This is a genomic window from Bacillus sp. L381 (assembly GCF_030284525.1).
GTDB classification, from domain to species: domain Bacteria; phylum Bacillota; class Bacilli; order Bacillales; family Bacillaceae; genus Bacillus; species Bacillus amyloliquefaciens.
Window position 1 is genome coordinate 1,932,696 of record NZ_CP127224.1, and the last position, 14,796, is coordinate 1,947,491.

At 45.6% G+C, this 14,796-nt stretch carries 11 protein-coding genes; 1 reads left to right on the forward strand and 10 read right to left on the reverse strand.

Going from position 1 to position 14,796, the window contains the following annotated elements; all coding sequences use genetic code 11:
* Positions 1 to 4 precede the first annotated feature (4 nt).
* Positions 5 to 1,342 carry a sodium-dependent transporter gene (locus QRX25_RS09395; RefSeq protein ID WP_212097894.1) on the reverse strand — a complete coding sequence of 446 codons (1,338 nt, stop codon included), beginning with the start codon at positions 1,340 to 1,342 and terminating at the stop codon, positions 5 to 7.
* Positions 1,343 to 1,539: 197 nt separating this feature from the next.
* On the opposite strand from QRX25_RS09395, the gene QRX25_RS09400 reads away from it, so the two are divergent.
* On the forward strand, positions 1,540 to 2,508 hold the full coding sequence (locus tag QRX25_RS09400) for a bile acid:sodium symporter family transporter (protein ID WP_212097896.1): 969 nt from the start codon (positions 1,540 to 1,542) through the stop codon (positions 2,506 to 2,508).
* Between the two features lie 30 nt (positions 2,509 to 2,538).
* Here QRX25_RS09400 and QRX25_RS09405 read toward each other — a convergent pair whose 3' ends face one another.
* From QRX25_RS09405 to cdaS, 9 genes are all read right to left on the reverse strand, one after another.
* The gene (locus QRX25_RS09405; protein WP_212097898.1) at positions 2,539 to 3,285 is read right to left on the reverse strand and encodes an MBL fold metallo-hydrolase; all 747 of its coding nucleotides are present in this window, start codon (positions 3,283 to 3,285) and stop codon (positions 2,539 to 2,541) included.
* Between the two features lie 72 nt (positions 3,286 to 3,357).
* Positions 3,358 to 4,605 (reverse strand): 2-oxoglutarate dehydrogenase complex dihydrolipoyllysine-residue succinyltransferase, encoded by a 1,248-nt coding sequence (odhB, locus tag QRX25_RS09410; protein ID WP_013352532.1) that lies wholly within the window; start codon positions 4,603 to 4,605, stop codon positions 3,358 to 3,360.
* Between the two features lie 15 nt (positions 4,606 to 4,620).
* Complete coding sequence (sucA, locus tag QRX25_RS09415; protein ID WP_065521099.1) at positions 4,621 to 7,455, reverse strand: 2-oxoglutarate dehydrogenase E1 component; 2,835 nt, start codon at positions 7,453 to 7,455, stop codon at positions 4,621 to 4,623.
* Between the two features lie 227 nt (positions 7,456 to 7,682).
* Positions 7,683 to 9,599 (reverse strand): vWA domain-containing protein, encoded by a 1,917-nt coding sequence (locus QRX25_RS09420; protein WP_115997519.1) that lies wholly within the window; start codon positions 9,597 to 9,599, stop codon positions 7,683 to 7,685.
* 10 nt (positions 9,600 to 9,609) lie between these two features.
* On the reverse strand, positions 9,610 to 10,500 hold the full coding sequence (locus QRX25_RS09425; RefSeq protein ID WP_125122730.1) for an AAA family ATPase: 891 nt from the start codon (positions 10,498 to 10,500) through the stop codon (positions 9,610 to 9,612).
* 77 nt (positions 10,501 to 10,577) lie between these two features.
* On the reverse strand, positions 10,578 to 11,168 hold the full coding sequence (locus QRX25_RS09430) for a superoxide dismutase family protein (protein ID WP_212097901.1): 591 nt from the start codon (positions 11,166 to 11,168) through the stop codon (positions 10,578 to 10,580).
* Positions 11,169 to 11,248: 80 nt separating this feature from the next.
* Entirely contained in the window at positions 11,249 to 12,493 is a 1,245-nt protein-coding gene (locus tag QRX25_RS09435) for a C40 family peptidase (protein WP_212097904.1), read from the reverse strand.
* Positions 12,494 to 12,815: 322 nt separating this feature from the next.
* Positions 12,816 to 14,027, reverse strand: a complete 1,212-nt coding sequence (locus QRX25_RS09440) for a macrolide family glycosyltransferase (RefSeq protein ID WP_212097907.1) — start codon at positions 14,025 to 14,027, stop codon at positions 12,816 to 12,818.
* A 118-nt stretch (positions 14,028 to 14,145) separates the two neighbouring features.
* Positions 14,146 to 14,772 carry a sporulation-specific diadenylate cyclase CdaS gene (cdaS, locus tag QRX25_RS09445; RefSeq protein WP_212097910.1) on the reverse strand — a complete coding sequence of 209 codons (627 nt, stop codon included), beginning with the start codon at positions 14,770 to 14,772 and terminating at the stop codon, positions 14,146 to 14,148.
* Between the last annotated feature and the right edge of the window lie 24 nt (positions 14,773 to 14,796).

Genomic DNA, 14,796 nt, shown 5'->3' on the forward strand with positions numbered 1-14,796 from the left:
TGATTTAAAAAATACCGAGCACGTGCAGAAAAACGATAATAATGGCTACAGGAGACACGTAACGGATTAATAAGAGCCACACTGCAAACCATTTTCGTTTTATGCCTGAACCGCTTTTCAGTTCGTCAAACAGCGCCTGTTTCGGAATTTTCAGCGGTACGAAAACGGCAATTAAAAGCGCGCCCAGCGGCATTAAGACATTGCTGACCAGAAAATCCGCAGCGTCAAAAATACTGCGGTGAAAAATGGAAACATCACTCAAAATTCCGTACGACAGAGCCGAAGGCACTCCGACAATAAATATGGCAAGTCCCCCGAGCCATGCATACCGCTTCCGTTTTGCCGAATCGCCTTTTGACAAAACGGCAACCAAAATCTCAAGCATTGAAAATGCTGATGTCAGCGTCGCAAATAAAAACAGCAGCAAAAAGGCGAGTAAAAACACGATGCCGAAGGGCATTTGGTTAAAGACGGTCGGAAGCACGTTAAATAAAAGCTGCGGACCTTGATCCGGCTTGAGGCCGAATGAAAACACCGCCGGAAAAATCGCCACTCCCGCCATCACGGCAACAAGGACATTTAATATCGTCACCGAAACTGCGGATTGAACAATATTTTCTTCTTTTTCTAAATACGCGCTGTATGTAACCATTACGGACACACCAACGCTTAACGAGAAAAATGACTGTCCCATCGCGTATAAAATGGTATTGGCATCCATCGCGCCAAAATCAGGCATGAAGAAGAATTTTAACCCCTTCGCTGCATCATGGAGCGAAACGGAGCGGATCATTAAGAGAATAAACAGAATAAACAGAGCCGGCATAAGTACCTGGCTTACTTTTTCGATTCCGCTGCTCACCCCTTTTGCAACAACTAAAATCGTCATCACGATAAACAGCAGCTGTCCGAAAACCGCTGCATAAGGGTTTGAAATGGTGTTGATAAATAACGTATCAAATCCGGATGAGAGCGATAAACCGCCTGTAAAGCCTTTTATAATGTAGATTAATATCCATCCCCCCACTACGCTGTAGAAGGATAATAGAATAAAACACGTAATGATTCCGAGATATCCGATCCAGTGCCACTTTTTCCCCGGCGCAAGCGCCTTGTAGGATTCAACGGCGTTTTTTTGTGTTTTTCTGCCGATAATAAATTCAGCAAGCAGAAGCGGCAGTCCGATTAAAATCGTAAATAAAATAAAAACGAGCAGAAAAGCGCCGCCTCCGCTGGTTCCCGCTACGTAAGGGAACTTCCATATTGCGCCGAGCCCGATTGCAGAGCCGGCCGTAGCTAAAATAAATCCCAGCTTAGATGACCATTGATTAGCTTCTTTCACTTCAGCACTCCCAATTCATTTCAGTATAAAAATCAATTGTAAGAATATATGTCTGAATAGTCAAGAAGATATTAGTTTACATAATAATATTATTAAAAACTCAACTTTAATATTGAATTATTCAGAATATTATTTATAATGGAATACAGAAAAGTCAGTCTATTTTTGGCTGATTGGATGAAAAAGGAGCTGTGTTTATGGAATGGTTGAAAAAAATAAGCGGGTTTGCGGGACAAACTTTCGGCTTATGGGTGATCGTCTTTGCTTGTTTAGGATTCGCCTATCCAGATTTGTTTTCTTGGATCAGTTCTTATATGACAATATTTCTGGGTATTATTATGTTTGGTATGGGGCTTACTCTTCAAGCAGACGATTTTAAAGAATTAATCAGAAAACCTTGGCATGTCGTGATCGGAGTCATTGCCCAGTTTACGATTATGCCGCTTACGGCTTTCTGTTTATCAGTCGGGCTCCGCCTGCCCGCAGAAATTGCAGCGGGCGTCATTCTGGTCGGCTGCTGTCCGGGCGGCACCGCCTCAAATGTCATGACCTTTTTAGCAAAAGGCAATACGGCGCTTTCGGTTGCGGTCACCACGATCTCAACATTGCTTGCTCCTATTGTAACGCCGGCACTTATTATGCTGTTTGCGAAAGAGTGGCTCCCTGTTTCTTTCGGCTCATTGTTTGTTTCAATTATGCAGGCCGTGCTTTTACCGATCGTCCTCGGAGTGATTGTGAAGCTGTTCTTCAAAAAACAGGTCGGACAAGCCGTTCACGCGCTTCCTCTCGTGTCGGTAATCGGCATCGTAGCGATTGTATCCTCTGTTGTCAGCGTAAATCGTGAGCACCTGCTTCAATCAGGACTGCTGATTGTATGCGTCGTCATCTTACATAACGGAATCGGCTATATGTTAGGATTCCTAGGTGCAAAGCTGTTCAGAATGGATTATGCTTCGCAAAAAGCGATTGCGATAGAAGTCGGAATGCAAAACTCCGGATTGGGCGCGGCGCTTGCAACAGCGCACTTTTCCCCCCTTTCAGCCGTACCGAGCGCCATTTTCAGCATATGGCACAATCTATCTGGATCAATTCTCGCCACTTATTGGTCAAAGAAAAAAGAGAAAAACAGCACCGGAGAGGATGAAACGGCAAAGATTCCGCTTTAATAACTGAACAAGGATAGGCGGCTGCCGCCTCTATCCTTGTTTTTTCTGCAGGTCACGAAGCAGGCGCAGGAGCGCTTTTTTTACATTTCCCTGAAACACACCTCCATGATAACAAATCAATTGACGGATATCGTAATCAAGCAGGCGCTCTACGGAACGGACCGCTTCATCCATATGTAACGTATAGCGGGGATTCGCAAGGTTCAGCTTTCCGTCTTCAATGACGACCGCATCACCTGCGATCATTGTTTTTTCGGCAGGCAGATAAAGGCTGATATGGCCGGGTGTATGACCCGGCGTAGCCACAATGCGAATGTCTCCGCACCAAGGCAGCAGCTCGCCATCAGTTACTTTCCGGTGAACAGGAGCCGCTTCGACTGATTGAAGCGAGCAGATAAACTGTTTTGCATAAGGTTTTGCCTCTTCTGGCAATGAACAAAACGTTGATTCAGCCTGCTCAAGCCGTAATGATTTTTTAGAGCCGTCAATATACGGCGCTTCATGTTCATGTGCTGTCACGCTGATACCCGGGTACAGACGGTGCAGTGCAGCGAGTGAGCCGATATGGTCTATATCGTGATGTGTTGCAATGATTTTTGTCAGTGACTGAAGCGACAATCCATGCCGGGCAGCAGCATTTTGAAGATGATTTATAAAACCGGGATATCCGCAGTCTATTAAAACCGTGTCATGTTCGTCTTGCAGAAGAACCGGAGTGATAGAATGCAACTCTTCATTATATTCAAATTCAATCTCAAGCGGATAACAGCTTTTCATGTACATCTCCCCTTCTCTCAAATAAAAAAGTACACCGCTCATAAGGGCAGTGTACTTTTTGCCTGTCTCAAATTATCCTTCCAATAACAGCTGTTCCGGATCTTCCAGCAGGTTTTTAATTGTGACAAGGAATCCGACCGCTTCTTTACCATCTACGATTCTGTGATCATATGATAAAGCAAGGTACATCATCGGACGGTTTTCAGAACGCTCTGCATCAATCGCTACAGGGCGCAGCTGAATTTTATGCATACCTAAGATCCCGACCTGAGGGCTGTTTAGGATTGGTGTTGACATAAGCGAGCCGAATGTACCTCCGTTTGTGATCGTGAAGGAACCTCCTTGCAGCTCACCTAATGTTAATTTATTGTTTCGCGCTTTCTTCGCAAGTTCGCCGATCTCTTTTTCAATGCCGGCAAATGTCAGACGATCAGCGTCACGCACGACTGGGACGACAAGCCCTTCTTCAGCCGCAACGGCGATACCGATGTCATAGAATTTTTTCACGATCAGCTCATCGCCTTGAATTTCAGCGTTAAGGAGCGGGTATTTTTTCAATGCTGCCACTACTGCTTTTGTAAAGAAAGACATGAAACCGAGTTTTACTTCGTTTTGCTCAAGGAATTGGTCTTTACGGCGTTTTCTTAAATTCATAACGGCCGTCATGTCCACTTCGTTAAATGTCGTCAGCATCGCAGAAGTCTGCTGCACTTCAACCAATCGTTTCGCGATCGTTTGTCTGCGGCGGGACATTTTTTGCACTTCAACAGGTTTGTCAAAGCTTTGCTGTGTTTTTTGAGCCTGCGGTTTCGTCTGTGCCGCAGGTTTTGAAGCCGGTTTTTCATAAGCTTCCACGTCTTGTTTGCGCACGCGGCCGAGCGGGTCCCCCGTCGGAATTTGTGAAAGATCAATTCCTTTTTCCCTTGCCAGCTTGCGTGCAGCCGGAGACGCTACCGTTCTGGATTTCGCTTCTGATTGTGCTTCCTGGCTGACTTCTTGTGCAGCCGGTTCAGCTTTTGCTTCCTCTTTCGTTTGTTCTTTGGCTGGAGCACTTTCGGAAGGGGCAGGTGCAGAACTTTCGCCAGCGCCTTCTGTAATGGTACCGATAATTTCTCCTACTTGGACGGTATCACCCGAATCTTTCAATACCTCTTTTAGAACACCCGATTCTTCTGCTGTCAATTCAACATTTACTTTGTCCGTCTCAAGTTCAAGCAAGTACTCACCCTGTTCTACATAGTCACCGGGCTGCTTTAACCATTGGGCTATCGTTCCTTCTGAGATTGATTCTGCTAATTCAGGTACCTTAATTTCCGCCATTTTTTCATTTCCCCCTTAGTTTTTGCGAGTCAAGCTATCAGATACAATGCGTTCCTGTTCTTTTTTGTGGACTGTCGGATCTCCTTCTGCGGGACTGGATCGTCTTCTTCGGCCGATGTATTGAACATTTACTCCTTTCGGCGCGATTTCCGTCAGATACGGGCTGATATAACTCCATGCCCCCATGTTCTGCGGCTCTTCCTGAACCCAAACGATCTCTTGCAAGTTCGGCAGTTTGGCGAAAAGCTCTTTCGCGTCTTTTGCCGGGAACGGATACAGCTGTTCGATTCTGGCAATATGAAGCCAATCCTTATCGCCTTCCATTTTGTTAAAGTGATCGCTGATGTCAATTGACACTTTTCCGCTTGATAATACGACGCGAGTCACTTTTTCGTAAGCGTGGGAAAGACCGGATTGCTCATAGACAGGCTTGAATCTGCTTTCGCTCAGTTCCTGTACTTCAGATACTGTATTCGGGTTGCGGAGCAGACTCTTCGGCGTCATAATCACAAGCGGACGGATTTCCTCACGAAGCAGCATTTTCGCTTGTCTTCTTAAAATATGGAAATACTGAGCCGCACTTGTCAGGTTGGCCACCGTCCAGTTGTTTTCCGCCGCCAGCTGCAGGAATCGTTCGACACGGCCGCTGGAGTGTTCAGGACCCTGTCCTTCGTAACCGTGAGGAAGCAGCATGACTAATCCTGATTTTTGTCCCCATTTTGCCCGTCCTGCAGATATGAATTGATCAAAGTAGACTTGAGCCGCATTGGCAAAGTCCCCGTACTGCGCTTCCCACATCACAAGAGTTTCAGGCGAATACACGTTGTATCCATACTCAAAACCGAGAACCGATCCTTCAGAAAGCGGGCTGTTATGCACCGCAAATGAAGCAGCGCAGTCGTCTAAATGATGGAGTGCAACAAATTCCTTGCCTGTTTCGCTGTCATGCAGCACAAGGTTTCTTTGAGCGAACGTTCCGCGCTCTGAGTCCTGTCCGGTCAGCCGGATCGGAGTGCCATCTTTCAAAATGGAAGCAAACGCAAGCGATTCAGCCAATGACCATTCCACTTTACGGTCATCATCAAACGCTTTTGCACGTCTTTCCAAGATTCTTTTCAGCTTGCCGAACACGTTAAAGGATTCCGGCCAATTGATGAGTTCGCCGTTCAGCTTGCGGAGAACATCAAAATCAATGGCTGTATCAACGTCAGGAAAACCGTTGGATACCGGTTCCGGCAATTCGATTTCCCGTACGGCATCTTCTTTTTTGGCGGGCACCTTTTTATAGGCGTCTTCAATTCGTTTTGTCACTGCCGCTTCAATGTTTTGCGCTTTTTCCTCACTGATCAGTCCTTCACTTACGAGTTTTTCCGCAAAGATCCGCTTGACAGTCGGGTGTTTTCTTACGGCGTCATACAGCATCGGCTGTGTCGTGGACGGCTCATCCATTTCATTGTGGCCGTACCGTCTGTACCCGATTAAATCGATTAAGAAATCTTTATTAAACCGCTTCCGGTATTCAACCGCAAATTTAACGGCTGATAGGCATGCTTCAGGATCATCGGCGTTGACGTGAACGATCGGGATTTCATAACCCTTCGCCAAATCACTGGCATATTTCGTAGAGCGTGATTCATCGCTTTCAGTTGTAAAGCCGATCATATTATTGGCGATGATATGAATGGCCCCGCCGACCTGATAGCCTTTCAAAGAGCTTAAGTTCAGCGTCTCAGCGACAATTCCTTCTCCCGGGAACGCTGCGTCACCGTGAATTAAAATGGCGAGCGATTTTGTTTCGTCTTGAACCGGGTACCCCTTTTGCGTTCTTGTTTCCTGTGCCGCCCGCGTGCTTCCTTCAACAATCGGATTGATGAATTCCAGATGGCTCGGGTTATTTGCAAGCGTAATCCGGGCGCTTTTGGTTTCAGCATCCTGTAACTGTCTGTCTGCACCGAGGTGGTATTTTACGTCTCCCGTCCAGCCATAGCTGATTCCGGTCGAGCCTTCAGACGGTACAAGGTCTTTATTCGGCGCGTGCTGGAATTCTGAGAAAATAATCTCATACGGTTTGCCGAGCACATGCGCGAGCACATTTAAGCGGCCCCTGTGCGCCATCCCGATATTGACATTGGTTGTGCCTGCTTTCACAGACTGGGCGATAATGTCGTCAAGAACCGGCACAAGCGCGTCTAATCCCTCAATTGAGAAACGCTTCTGGCCGACGAATGTCCGGTGTAAAAATTGTTCAAATCCTTCTACTTCCGTCAGTCTTTCTAAAACGGCTGACAGTTTTTCCGGTGAATTCTTCCGGAACAGTTCTCCGGATTCGACCATTTTTGTAATCCATGCCCGCTCTTCGAAATCATGCACATGGTCAAATTCGAAGGAGATGGTTCTTTTATACGTATTGCGTAAATGCTGGATGGCTTCTAAGCCGTTCGTTATATTGGCAGGTGCGTCTTTACAAATGACAGACGCGGGTATTGCTTTCATTTCTTCTTCTGTAAGCCCGTACTCGGATAGCGGAAAGAGCTCGCTCTTTTTTTGATCCTTTCTGAGCGGATTGACGGAAGCGTTCAGATGGCCATAGGTTCGAATATCTTCTGCAAGTTTAACTGCTGCTGCGATCTTTTGAATCAGATCTGCGGTGACTCGTCCCTGTTCCTTTGTTCCCGATGCCTCTTTTATTTGGCTTGGCGGAGCGCCGAGTTCGTCAAACATGTCTTTCAGATCCGGATCAATGCTGTCTGGATCTTCAGCATATTGGTCGTACAGCTCCAGTGCGTAGCCGAGGTTCGGTCCGTAAAAATCTTCCCAATTCATTCTTTGTTTCATATTATTTTGAAACATTTGAATATTACCCCCAACCTAGATAATCAAGTGATCAATTCACTATCTTGAAATAACTTTTGAACGCTGTGCCCAAAATTATGTAATAAAAACGCTTCCAAGGGTATTTTACCACTGATTGCGTTTGGATTCTACCTTGATTGTTCACAAAATAGTAAAAAAAACAGATCCATAACGAAAAAATTAAATCATTTTAAAATAAAAAGCGAAAAAGCATAGGAAAAAGCCTATCCTATGCTTTTATGAAGCAGTTTTTTCAAGAGCGGATACAGCACATCAGGCAGCTGATCGACATCCGGAACAAAAATACTGTACTTTCCGTACATATCCTGAATGGTTTTCATCTGTGATTCTTCTATCGCAGTATTGGACAGAAAAACATTTATGACTTCTATCCCTCTTTTTCTCGCTTCGATGACAGCCTCGCTCGTATCGACGATGCCGTTTTGTTCGTAGCCGAATGCCGCCGGCTCTCCGTCTGAAAACACGATTAAAAACTTTTGCGCCTCACTCCGCCGCATCAGCTGTTTCGTCATTTGTCTGATGGCATATCCGTCTCTGTTATCTTCCTCCGGCGTAAGCTGCATGATCAGCGGACCAGCCGCCTGCAGCAGCGACTCTTCAAACGGAATCACGGTATTGAAGAAATTCGGCTGGCTCGTTTCGGTCGCTTCGTTTGTATCCTCCCAAAATCCGACGATCTGGTGCGGGACGGACACTGATTTCAGGGCTTCATGGAATAGAACGATCCCTCTTTTTGTTTCATCCATTTTGTCGAACATGCTGGCCGAACAATCGACAAGCAACGTAAAAACAGCGTCAATTTCCGAAGAGGGATCTTGCTTTTTATAGAAAAGACGCGGATTCCGTTCCGTAAAGTAGCGGAGCAGCTTGCGATTCAGCCGGCCCGCGTGAAGGTCGGTTCGCGGAAGCGTTTTTTTGTGTTCAAGTGTTTTTTGTATCATCTGCTTCAGGCGTTTTTGATATGATTCAATCGTTTTCGCCTGTTCTTTATAAGACTGCTCCTCCTCGGGCGACGCTTGATGAGGTGTTTGGTAAACCGGGAAAGCAAACTTGTTTTCTTTTCCGTCGGCAAGCCCCGCGCCCTCATGTTCATCCTGTCTGGATTCAAGCGCCTCAAGCTTGGAGTAATCCTCTCTTTTCGTCTGCCGTGCGGAGCCTTGAACGGAGCCGAGCGCCTGATCACCGTCATCCCCTTCTCTGGCGGCGTCTTTCCCAATATCTGATTTCGCGCCGTGCTCAATATCAAATTGAAGGAAACTTTTTGACGGCGCTTCGGTTTCCCGATGCCACGTATTCATTTTCTCTTCATGGATATCTTCATCTCCGTCGGAAGACTCTGGGAGTGTGATATCGTCGCTTAATGACGGCGCTCTTTTGATGCTTTCGAATAAAGGCTCTTCAGCCGCTTTCTCATAATCAAGTTCCGGCAGAAAAAAGTATGTGTTCAGCATATCTTTCTCCAGCACTTCATCAAGGCCTTCCATGAGGTCTTCTGTTATTCTTGCGATCTGTTCCGTAGAATCCGCCTCATACACCCGGATGAGCTGGCGTTCAATATACGGTATCATCATATCAATATCTTCCTGCATGGAAGGAATGCCTTCAAGCGGAGACTCAGCCGTCAGCTTGACAAATATCGCGCAATACAAAGCGTCGGTGAAAATGCTTCGTTCTAAATTCAATGTCAGCTGCGTTGTGAAATGTTTCCTGTACATCTCCCTCCGCTTCTGAAATACACGTTTCGTCCCCGGCCGCTCTTTTTTGATCAGCTCTTCAATTCTGATATCCTCAAGCAGCATGAACAGCTGCTTTGCAAAGCTTTGGCGGTTGAAGCGCCGGTGAACGTCATTTAAAAACCCGGCAAATTCCCGGAATGAGCTGCTGCGTGTGCCGACAGCGCGCAAATACACATCGCTTTTCAGGCCGGCTTCCATATCCCCGGCTGACCTGTCTTTCCAAAAGTGGCTCATATAAATTTTCTTTTCAAAGGGATTGTAGTATGACTGCACGCCGTATTCCACTTCCACTTCACTGCTTCTGGTCAGTGTTTTGGCCAGATCAGTCAGCATCATGAACAAAAACGAATCGATCGTGCTGTCGTTAAATTTGATAAACTTCATTGTACATTCCTCATTCGAACAGCGTTTCTGCAATATTTCTGACAGCGGCTTTTTCCCTGTCGTCATCAAGTTTTTCCACAATGCCTCTTTCAATCGCCCGTTTCGGCGGAATATACGCAGCCAAGTCGCACGTATCAATGAGAGCCCTGATGGACGCCGCTTCCTCTGACACTTGTCCGTTATGCGCTTGTGCGATTAAATCAGAAGACAATGTCATAAAGCGCTCAATTAATTTCTCATCTTTTAAAACAGATTGAGAGGTCAGAACCTGTTTCAGAAGGCTTCCTTTAATATACGGCACATCAATAATGACAAAACGGTTTTTAAGGGCTTCGTTCAGCGGCACGGTGCCGACGTAGCCTTCATTAATGGCGGCGATGACACCGAATCCTTCGCTTGCTTTAACCACTTCTCCTGTAAACGGGTTTGTCATCATTTTTCTGTAATCAAGCACGCCGTTCAGAATCGGAAGGGTTTCAGGCTTCGCCATATTGATTTCGTCAATGTATAAAAAATGTCCCTCGTTCATTGCGGTTGTTACAGGTCCGGGAACGAATTCAATTGTCGCCTGGCCCTGTTCATTTTCAATCGTTTTATAGCCGACAAGCGCTTCTGCGTCGAGGTCTACGGAGCAGTTGACGCTGTGCATCGGTTTATGAAAATAGTTCGAAAGCGTTTCCGCCAATTTTGTTTTCCCTGAACCCGTCGGTCCTTTTAATAGAATATTTTTTCCCATTGTCAAAGCGATGACCGCATCGAATATAATCGCTTTATCTTCGGCTTCATAGCCCGATGATCCGATTAAATCCTGAAATTCTTGGGAAACGGGATGATTTTGATAAGCTTGCAGTTTGTTTTGTATATCTTCCGGCAGTGATAAGTGCTGTAATTCTGAAGTCATAGGTGATGTTTCCTTTCCATTTGTATTCCATAACCGAGTATACTAAAAAAGCCCTTGTATTCTCAATACAAAAGGGCTCATTCCCTGCGGGCGCTTTTTTTCAGAGGAGCGCAGGCGATTCTGGCTCCGGAATTTCCGCTCGGGTTTGTTAAATAATCGTCCGTATGTTCATGAATGATGAACGCGCTCCCGTCCCGGTCAAGCAGGCTGAGTCTGCTCCCTTCTTTTAACGAAGTTTGCGGCGCATTCATAATGACATCCACTTTACCGTCAGCACCCACTTCAAGATTGGGAAGATCTCCGGCGTGATGCCCCATCGGATTGTTGAAGCCGTGCTCTTTGTTCAAAGGGTTGAACGGCCCGCCGGCTGATTCGAAATCAGGTGTCTGACACACCCCTTTTTCATAAATGTGAAATCCGAGAGAAGCGCCGGGGGGCAGATGTCCCGCTGATATATGAATGTCTGACCCTTCATCATCAGATTCTTTTACTTCAATATAACCGATGTTTTTTCCGTTTTGATTGATGAGTCCGGCATGCTCACGGTATGCGGACGCTTCCAATGCGCGGCTTTCTCCATGTTTTTTGGACGGAACAGGAGCGGGTCCGCCCCTGCAGCCGCAAAGCGTGATTGATGTGAGCATGAGAAAAAACAAGAGACGATTCATGGTTTCTCCACCTTATTTTTACCCATCAGTCTTGTCAAAACGTAAAAATGATAAACAAAAAAAAGCCCCGAAAGGCTTTTTTAAAAATAACTGCGTGCTCCTAAATAAGCTTTTTTCCAATATGGATTGCTTAAGTTTGAAACTTCAACCCCGGAGGAGCTGGCGTGAATGAAATCTCCTCCGCCCAAATAAATTCCCATGTGAGAAGGGCCCGCTTTATATGTCGTAAAAAAGACGAAGTCGCCTGCTGACGGCTGGCTGATATGTTTCATTGTATTCCAGTATCCGGCCGTGCTCAAACGGGAAACGGAGCCTACCTTATTTAAGAGGTAATAGATATAGCCGCTGCAATCGAATCCTGCAGGCGTATTGCCTCCCCAGCGGTAAGGCACGCCGACATATTTTTTCGCTTCACCTATCATTCTGTCAATCTTCGATCCTGTCACCGGAGGTTCTGGAGTATTTGGTTTGTTTGGCTTGGCCGGTTTGTTTTCCGGCTGGCGAACAGGGTCTTCTGTTTTTTCCGTCCCGTTAATCACCAGAACTTGTCCGATTTGAAGCACATCGGTTGTCAGTTTATTTTTTTCTCTGATGAGCTGGGCGGTGATGCCGAACCGATTGGCAATTTTCCAGAGGGAATCGCCTGATTTTACTTTGTAAGTGGATGGCTTCTCAGAAGGGTTTGAATGAGATGGCGGTGTTGGGCCGCTGTTTCCGTTATGTGAAGAGCCTTTGGTTTTTAATACTTGATTCGGATACAGCACGTCTGACGTTAATTGATTCAGCTTTTTCAGTTCAGCTATCGTAATGCCGATTTGATTGGCGATTTTCCACAGCGAGTCACCCGGTTTTACAGTGTAAGTCCCTGATACGCCTTTATCAGGCTTTGTCTGTTTGCCGCCTCTGTCCGTGCTGCCGGCAGAACCTTTAACTTTCAGTTTTTGACCCGGATAGATGACATCTGAACTCAAACGGTTCAGGCTTCTCAGCTCAGAAACACTCATGCGGTATTTTTTTGCGATCACCCATAAGGAATCTCCGTATGTAACTGTATAAGCACCCGTGCTTTTTTTTCCTTTTTGGTCCGTTTTATGTGTGCTGCTTCCGCCGCCAGGAATATTCAGCCGCTGTCCGGGGTGAAGTATCGTTGATTTCAATTTATTTTCCGTCTGGAGAGCTGAAATGCTTGTATGATATTGTCGGGAAAGCTTCCAAAGAGAGTCGCCGCTTTTTACTTGAATGGTTTTTGCTTCAGCGGGATGCACGGCGAAGGTTGAAGTCATTACTGCAGATACAGCCAGACCGGCTGCGATTTTTTTCTTCATATAACGAAAAACCTCCTATTTATCATTGCTGAAAGGGACGTTCCTTTTCTTTGAACGCCGCCTGTTTTGCAGAATTCATTCAGAAGTCGACATCATTTCTGTTTCATTTAGTACCTTAGATCATTACCAATGCCACACATTTTACATAAATTGAGAATATTTCACAAAAGACTTTGGAATCATTTTCATAACATGGCTTTTTTCCGCGACATTCCACCTTTCTTGTCTGTTTTTCATACAATTCTCTTTGTGTCAGGAAAAATCCTTCCCGAAAAACAATCAAAAAAACCCGCTTCCTATAAAGGAAACGGGAGATGGCTGATTACAGAACCCGGGTCTCGGCAGTTTTTACGTCTTCCAATATCAATTCTGCTGCACGCTGTGCTCCCCCGGCCGCTTTCAGGGATTCTCCGATTTCATCAGCTTTTTTCTGATATTCAGGGTTTTCGCTCAACTCTTTTATTGCTTCAGTGAGCAGTTCCGCCGTAACATTCTCTTTTTTAAACATCTTGCCCGCGCCCGTGTTTTCCACTTGGCTTCCGACGGCAAACTGATCCGCGCCCATCGGAATGACGATCATCGGGGTTTTGAAGTAAAGCCCTTCGCTCGTACTGTTCATTCCGCCGTGCGTGATAAATAAGTCCGCTCTCTTTAAGATCTCAAGCTGCGGAACATAAGGCTTTACAATAACATTCTCCGGAATTTCATCAAGCTCCGCCGGATCAAGATGTTTGCCGATTGACATGACGACTTTTCCTTTAAAGTCCCTGACCGCTTTTAAGCATTTATTAAACAATTCCTTCTGGTTATTAAAAATCGTACCCATTGAAATAAACAGGACGTTCTCTCCTTCAAGCTGTTCAAACGGAAAATCATGAGCGGCCGCCCTGTCAGTTATGGACGGACCGACAAAGAGATAAGAATCACCGAACTCTTCTTCTTTCGGCTGAAAAGCTCTTGAAGTAAACACGATGGTTTTTCTGCCGTCATTCGAGAAAATATCATACGCAGTTTTAATGTCTGCGCTGAATTCTTCATTGAGCATGCTGACCGCTTCGGTATAAGCCGGATAATGGGATGATTCCTCTGATACAAGGTTTGTATTTGAGAAAACCTCTTTAATAAATGCTTCATTCATTGCAAATGTCGTGCAAAGTGAATATGCCGGCAGTTTCAGCTGGTTTCTCACGAGCCTGCCAGCCAGAAAATGATGATCATACATGATGTAGTCATAGGATTCATCTTTTACTTCCTCAAGAATGCGGAGTGCGGCTTTTTTAGAGGTCTCAATCATTAATAGCAAAAACTCTGTAGCGTCCCGCTGTTCATCACCCGTTGCGTTTTTTCCGAATTCATCTTGCCGGAAATCCTCATATTCACGGAATTCAGCTCCGCTTGACGCGATTTTGTTCTCATATTCCTTCACGCCGTAATATACGACATGTTCGCCCTTTGCCTTTAATTCTTTTACAACGCCTAAAGACGGGTTAATATGGCCTTCTCCCGGAAAACCGATCATCAATACATTTGCCATCTTTCCACTCCCTATTCTTTTAAATTTTATGTATATTTAAACGATAACATCAATACAGAAAAAGGTAAAGATGTTCACTTCATTAATATTAAATAGGTACAATATTCCCATTTTCTTATTATTTCGCGTGAAGCGCCCGCGGCGAGACAAGCGGATACAGTCCGCCGTCTTTAGCAAAGGACATTTTTCCCGTTTCTTCTGAAACAACGAGCACGAGTGCATCAGTCACGGCTGAAAGACCCATCGCGGCCCTGTGGCGCGTTCCGTATTTAAGATCAACATTTTTTGTTGTGAGCGGAAGCACATTGGCTGCTGATACCACCCGGTTTTCTCTCACCAATACGGCTCCGTCGTGAAGCGGATTGCCGGGATAAAAAATACTCTCAATTAAAGCTGAACTGATCTCGGCATGCAGACTTGTCCCTTTTTGTATCATTCCGTCCAACGGTTCTGTACGTTCAATCACAATCAGCGCCCCATGCTTTTCTTCTGCCAGATGCTGCACGGCTTTCGCCAGCTCTATATAGGAAGGCGTAAAATGTTCGATATATGACTGCAGGTAAAATGACGAAGCGACAGCCTGCATTTCCTGAAAGGTATGTCCCAGTTCATCTAGTTCGCAAAGAAGGCATTGATCTTTTTCATCCAATGTCCCCAGTATCATTGCGGCATCCTCCGTAATTTGTTTCAAATACGTTTGAACGGCAGCGGTAAACGCACTTTCCGACATTTGAATGTGTTGCATGTCACATCAGCTCCTTTCTCTTAT

Bases quoted from the DNA above. Each gene is read 5' to 3' on its own strand.
- QRX25_RS09400 (WP_212097896.1), top strand. From the start codon at position 1,540: ATGGAATGGTTGAAAAAAATAAGCGGGTTTGCGGGACAAACTTTCGGC.
- QRX25_RS09405 (WP_212097898.1), bottom strand. From the start codon at position 3,285: ATGAAAAGCTGTTATCCGCTTGAGATTGAATTTGAATATAATGAAGAG.
- odhB (WP_013352532.1), bottom strand. From the start codon at position 4,605: ATGGCGGAAATTAAGGTACCTGAATTAGCAGAATCAATCTCAGAAGGA.
- sucA (WP_065521099.1), bottom strand. From the start codon at position 7,455: ATGTTTCAAAATAATATGAAACAAAGAATGAATTGGGAAGATTTTTAC.
- QRX25_RS09420 (WP_115997519.1), bottom strand. From the start codon at position 9,599: ATGAAGTTTATCAAATTTAACGACAGCACGATCGATTCGTTTTTGTTC.
- QRX25_RS09425 (WP_125122730.1), bottom strand. From the start codon at position 10,500: ATGACTTCAGAATTACAGCACTTATCACTGCCGGAAGATATACAAAAC.
- QRX25_RS09430 (WP_212097901.1), bottom strand. From the start codon at position 11,168: ATGAATCGTCTCTTGTTTTTTCTCATGCTCACATCAATCACGCTTTGC.
- QRX25_RS09435 (WP_212097904.1), bottom strand. From the start codon at position 12,493: ATGAAGAAAAAAATCGCAGCCGGTCTGGCTGTATCTGCAGTAATGACT.
- QRX25_RS09440 (WP_212097907.1), bottom strand. From the start codon at position 14,027: ATGGCAAATGTATTGATGATCGGTTTTCCGGGAGAAGGCCATATTAAC.
- cdaS (WP_212097910.1), bottom strand. From the start codon at position 14,772: ATGCAACACATTCAAATGTCGGAAAGTGCGTTTACCGCTGCCGTTCAA.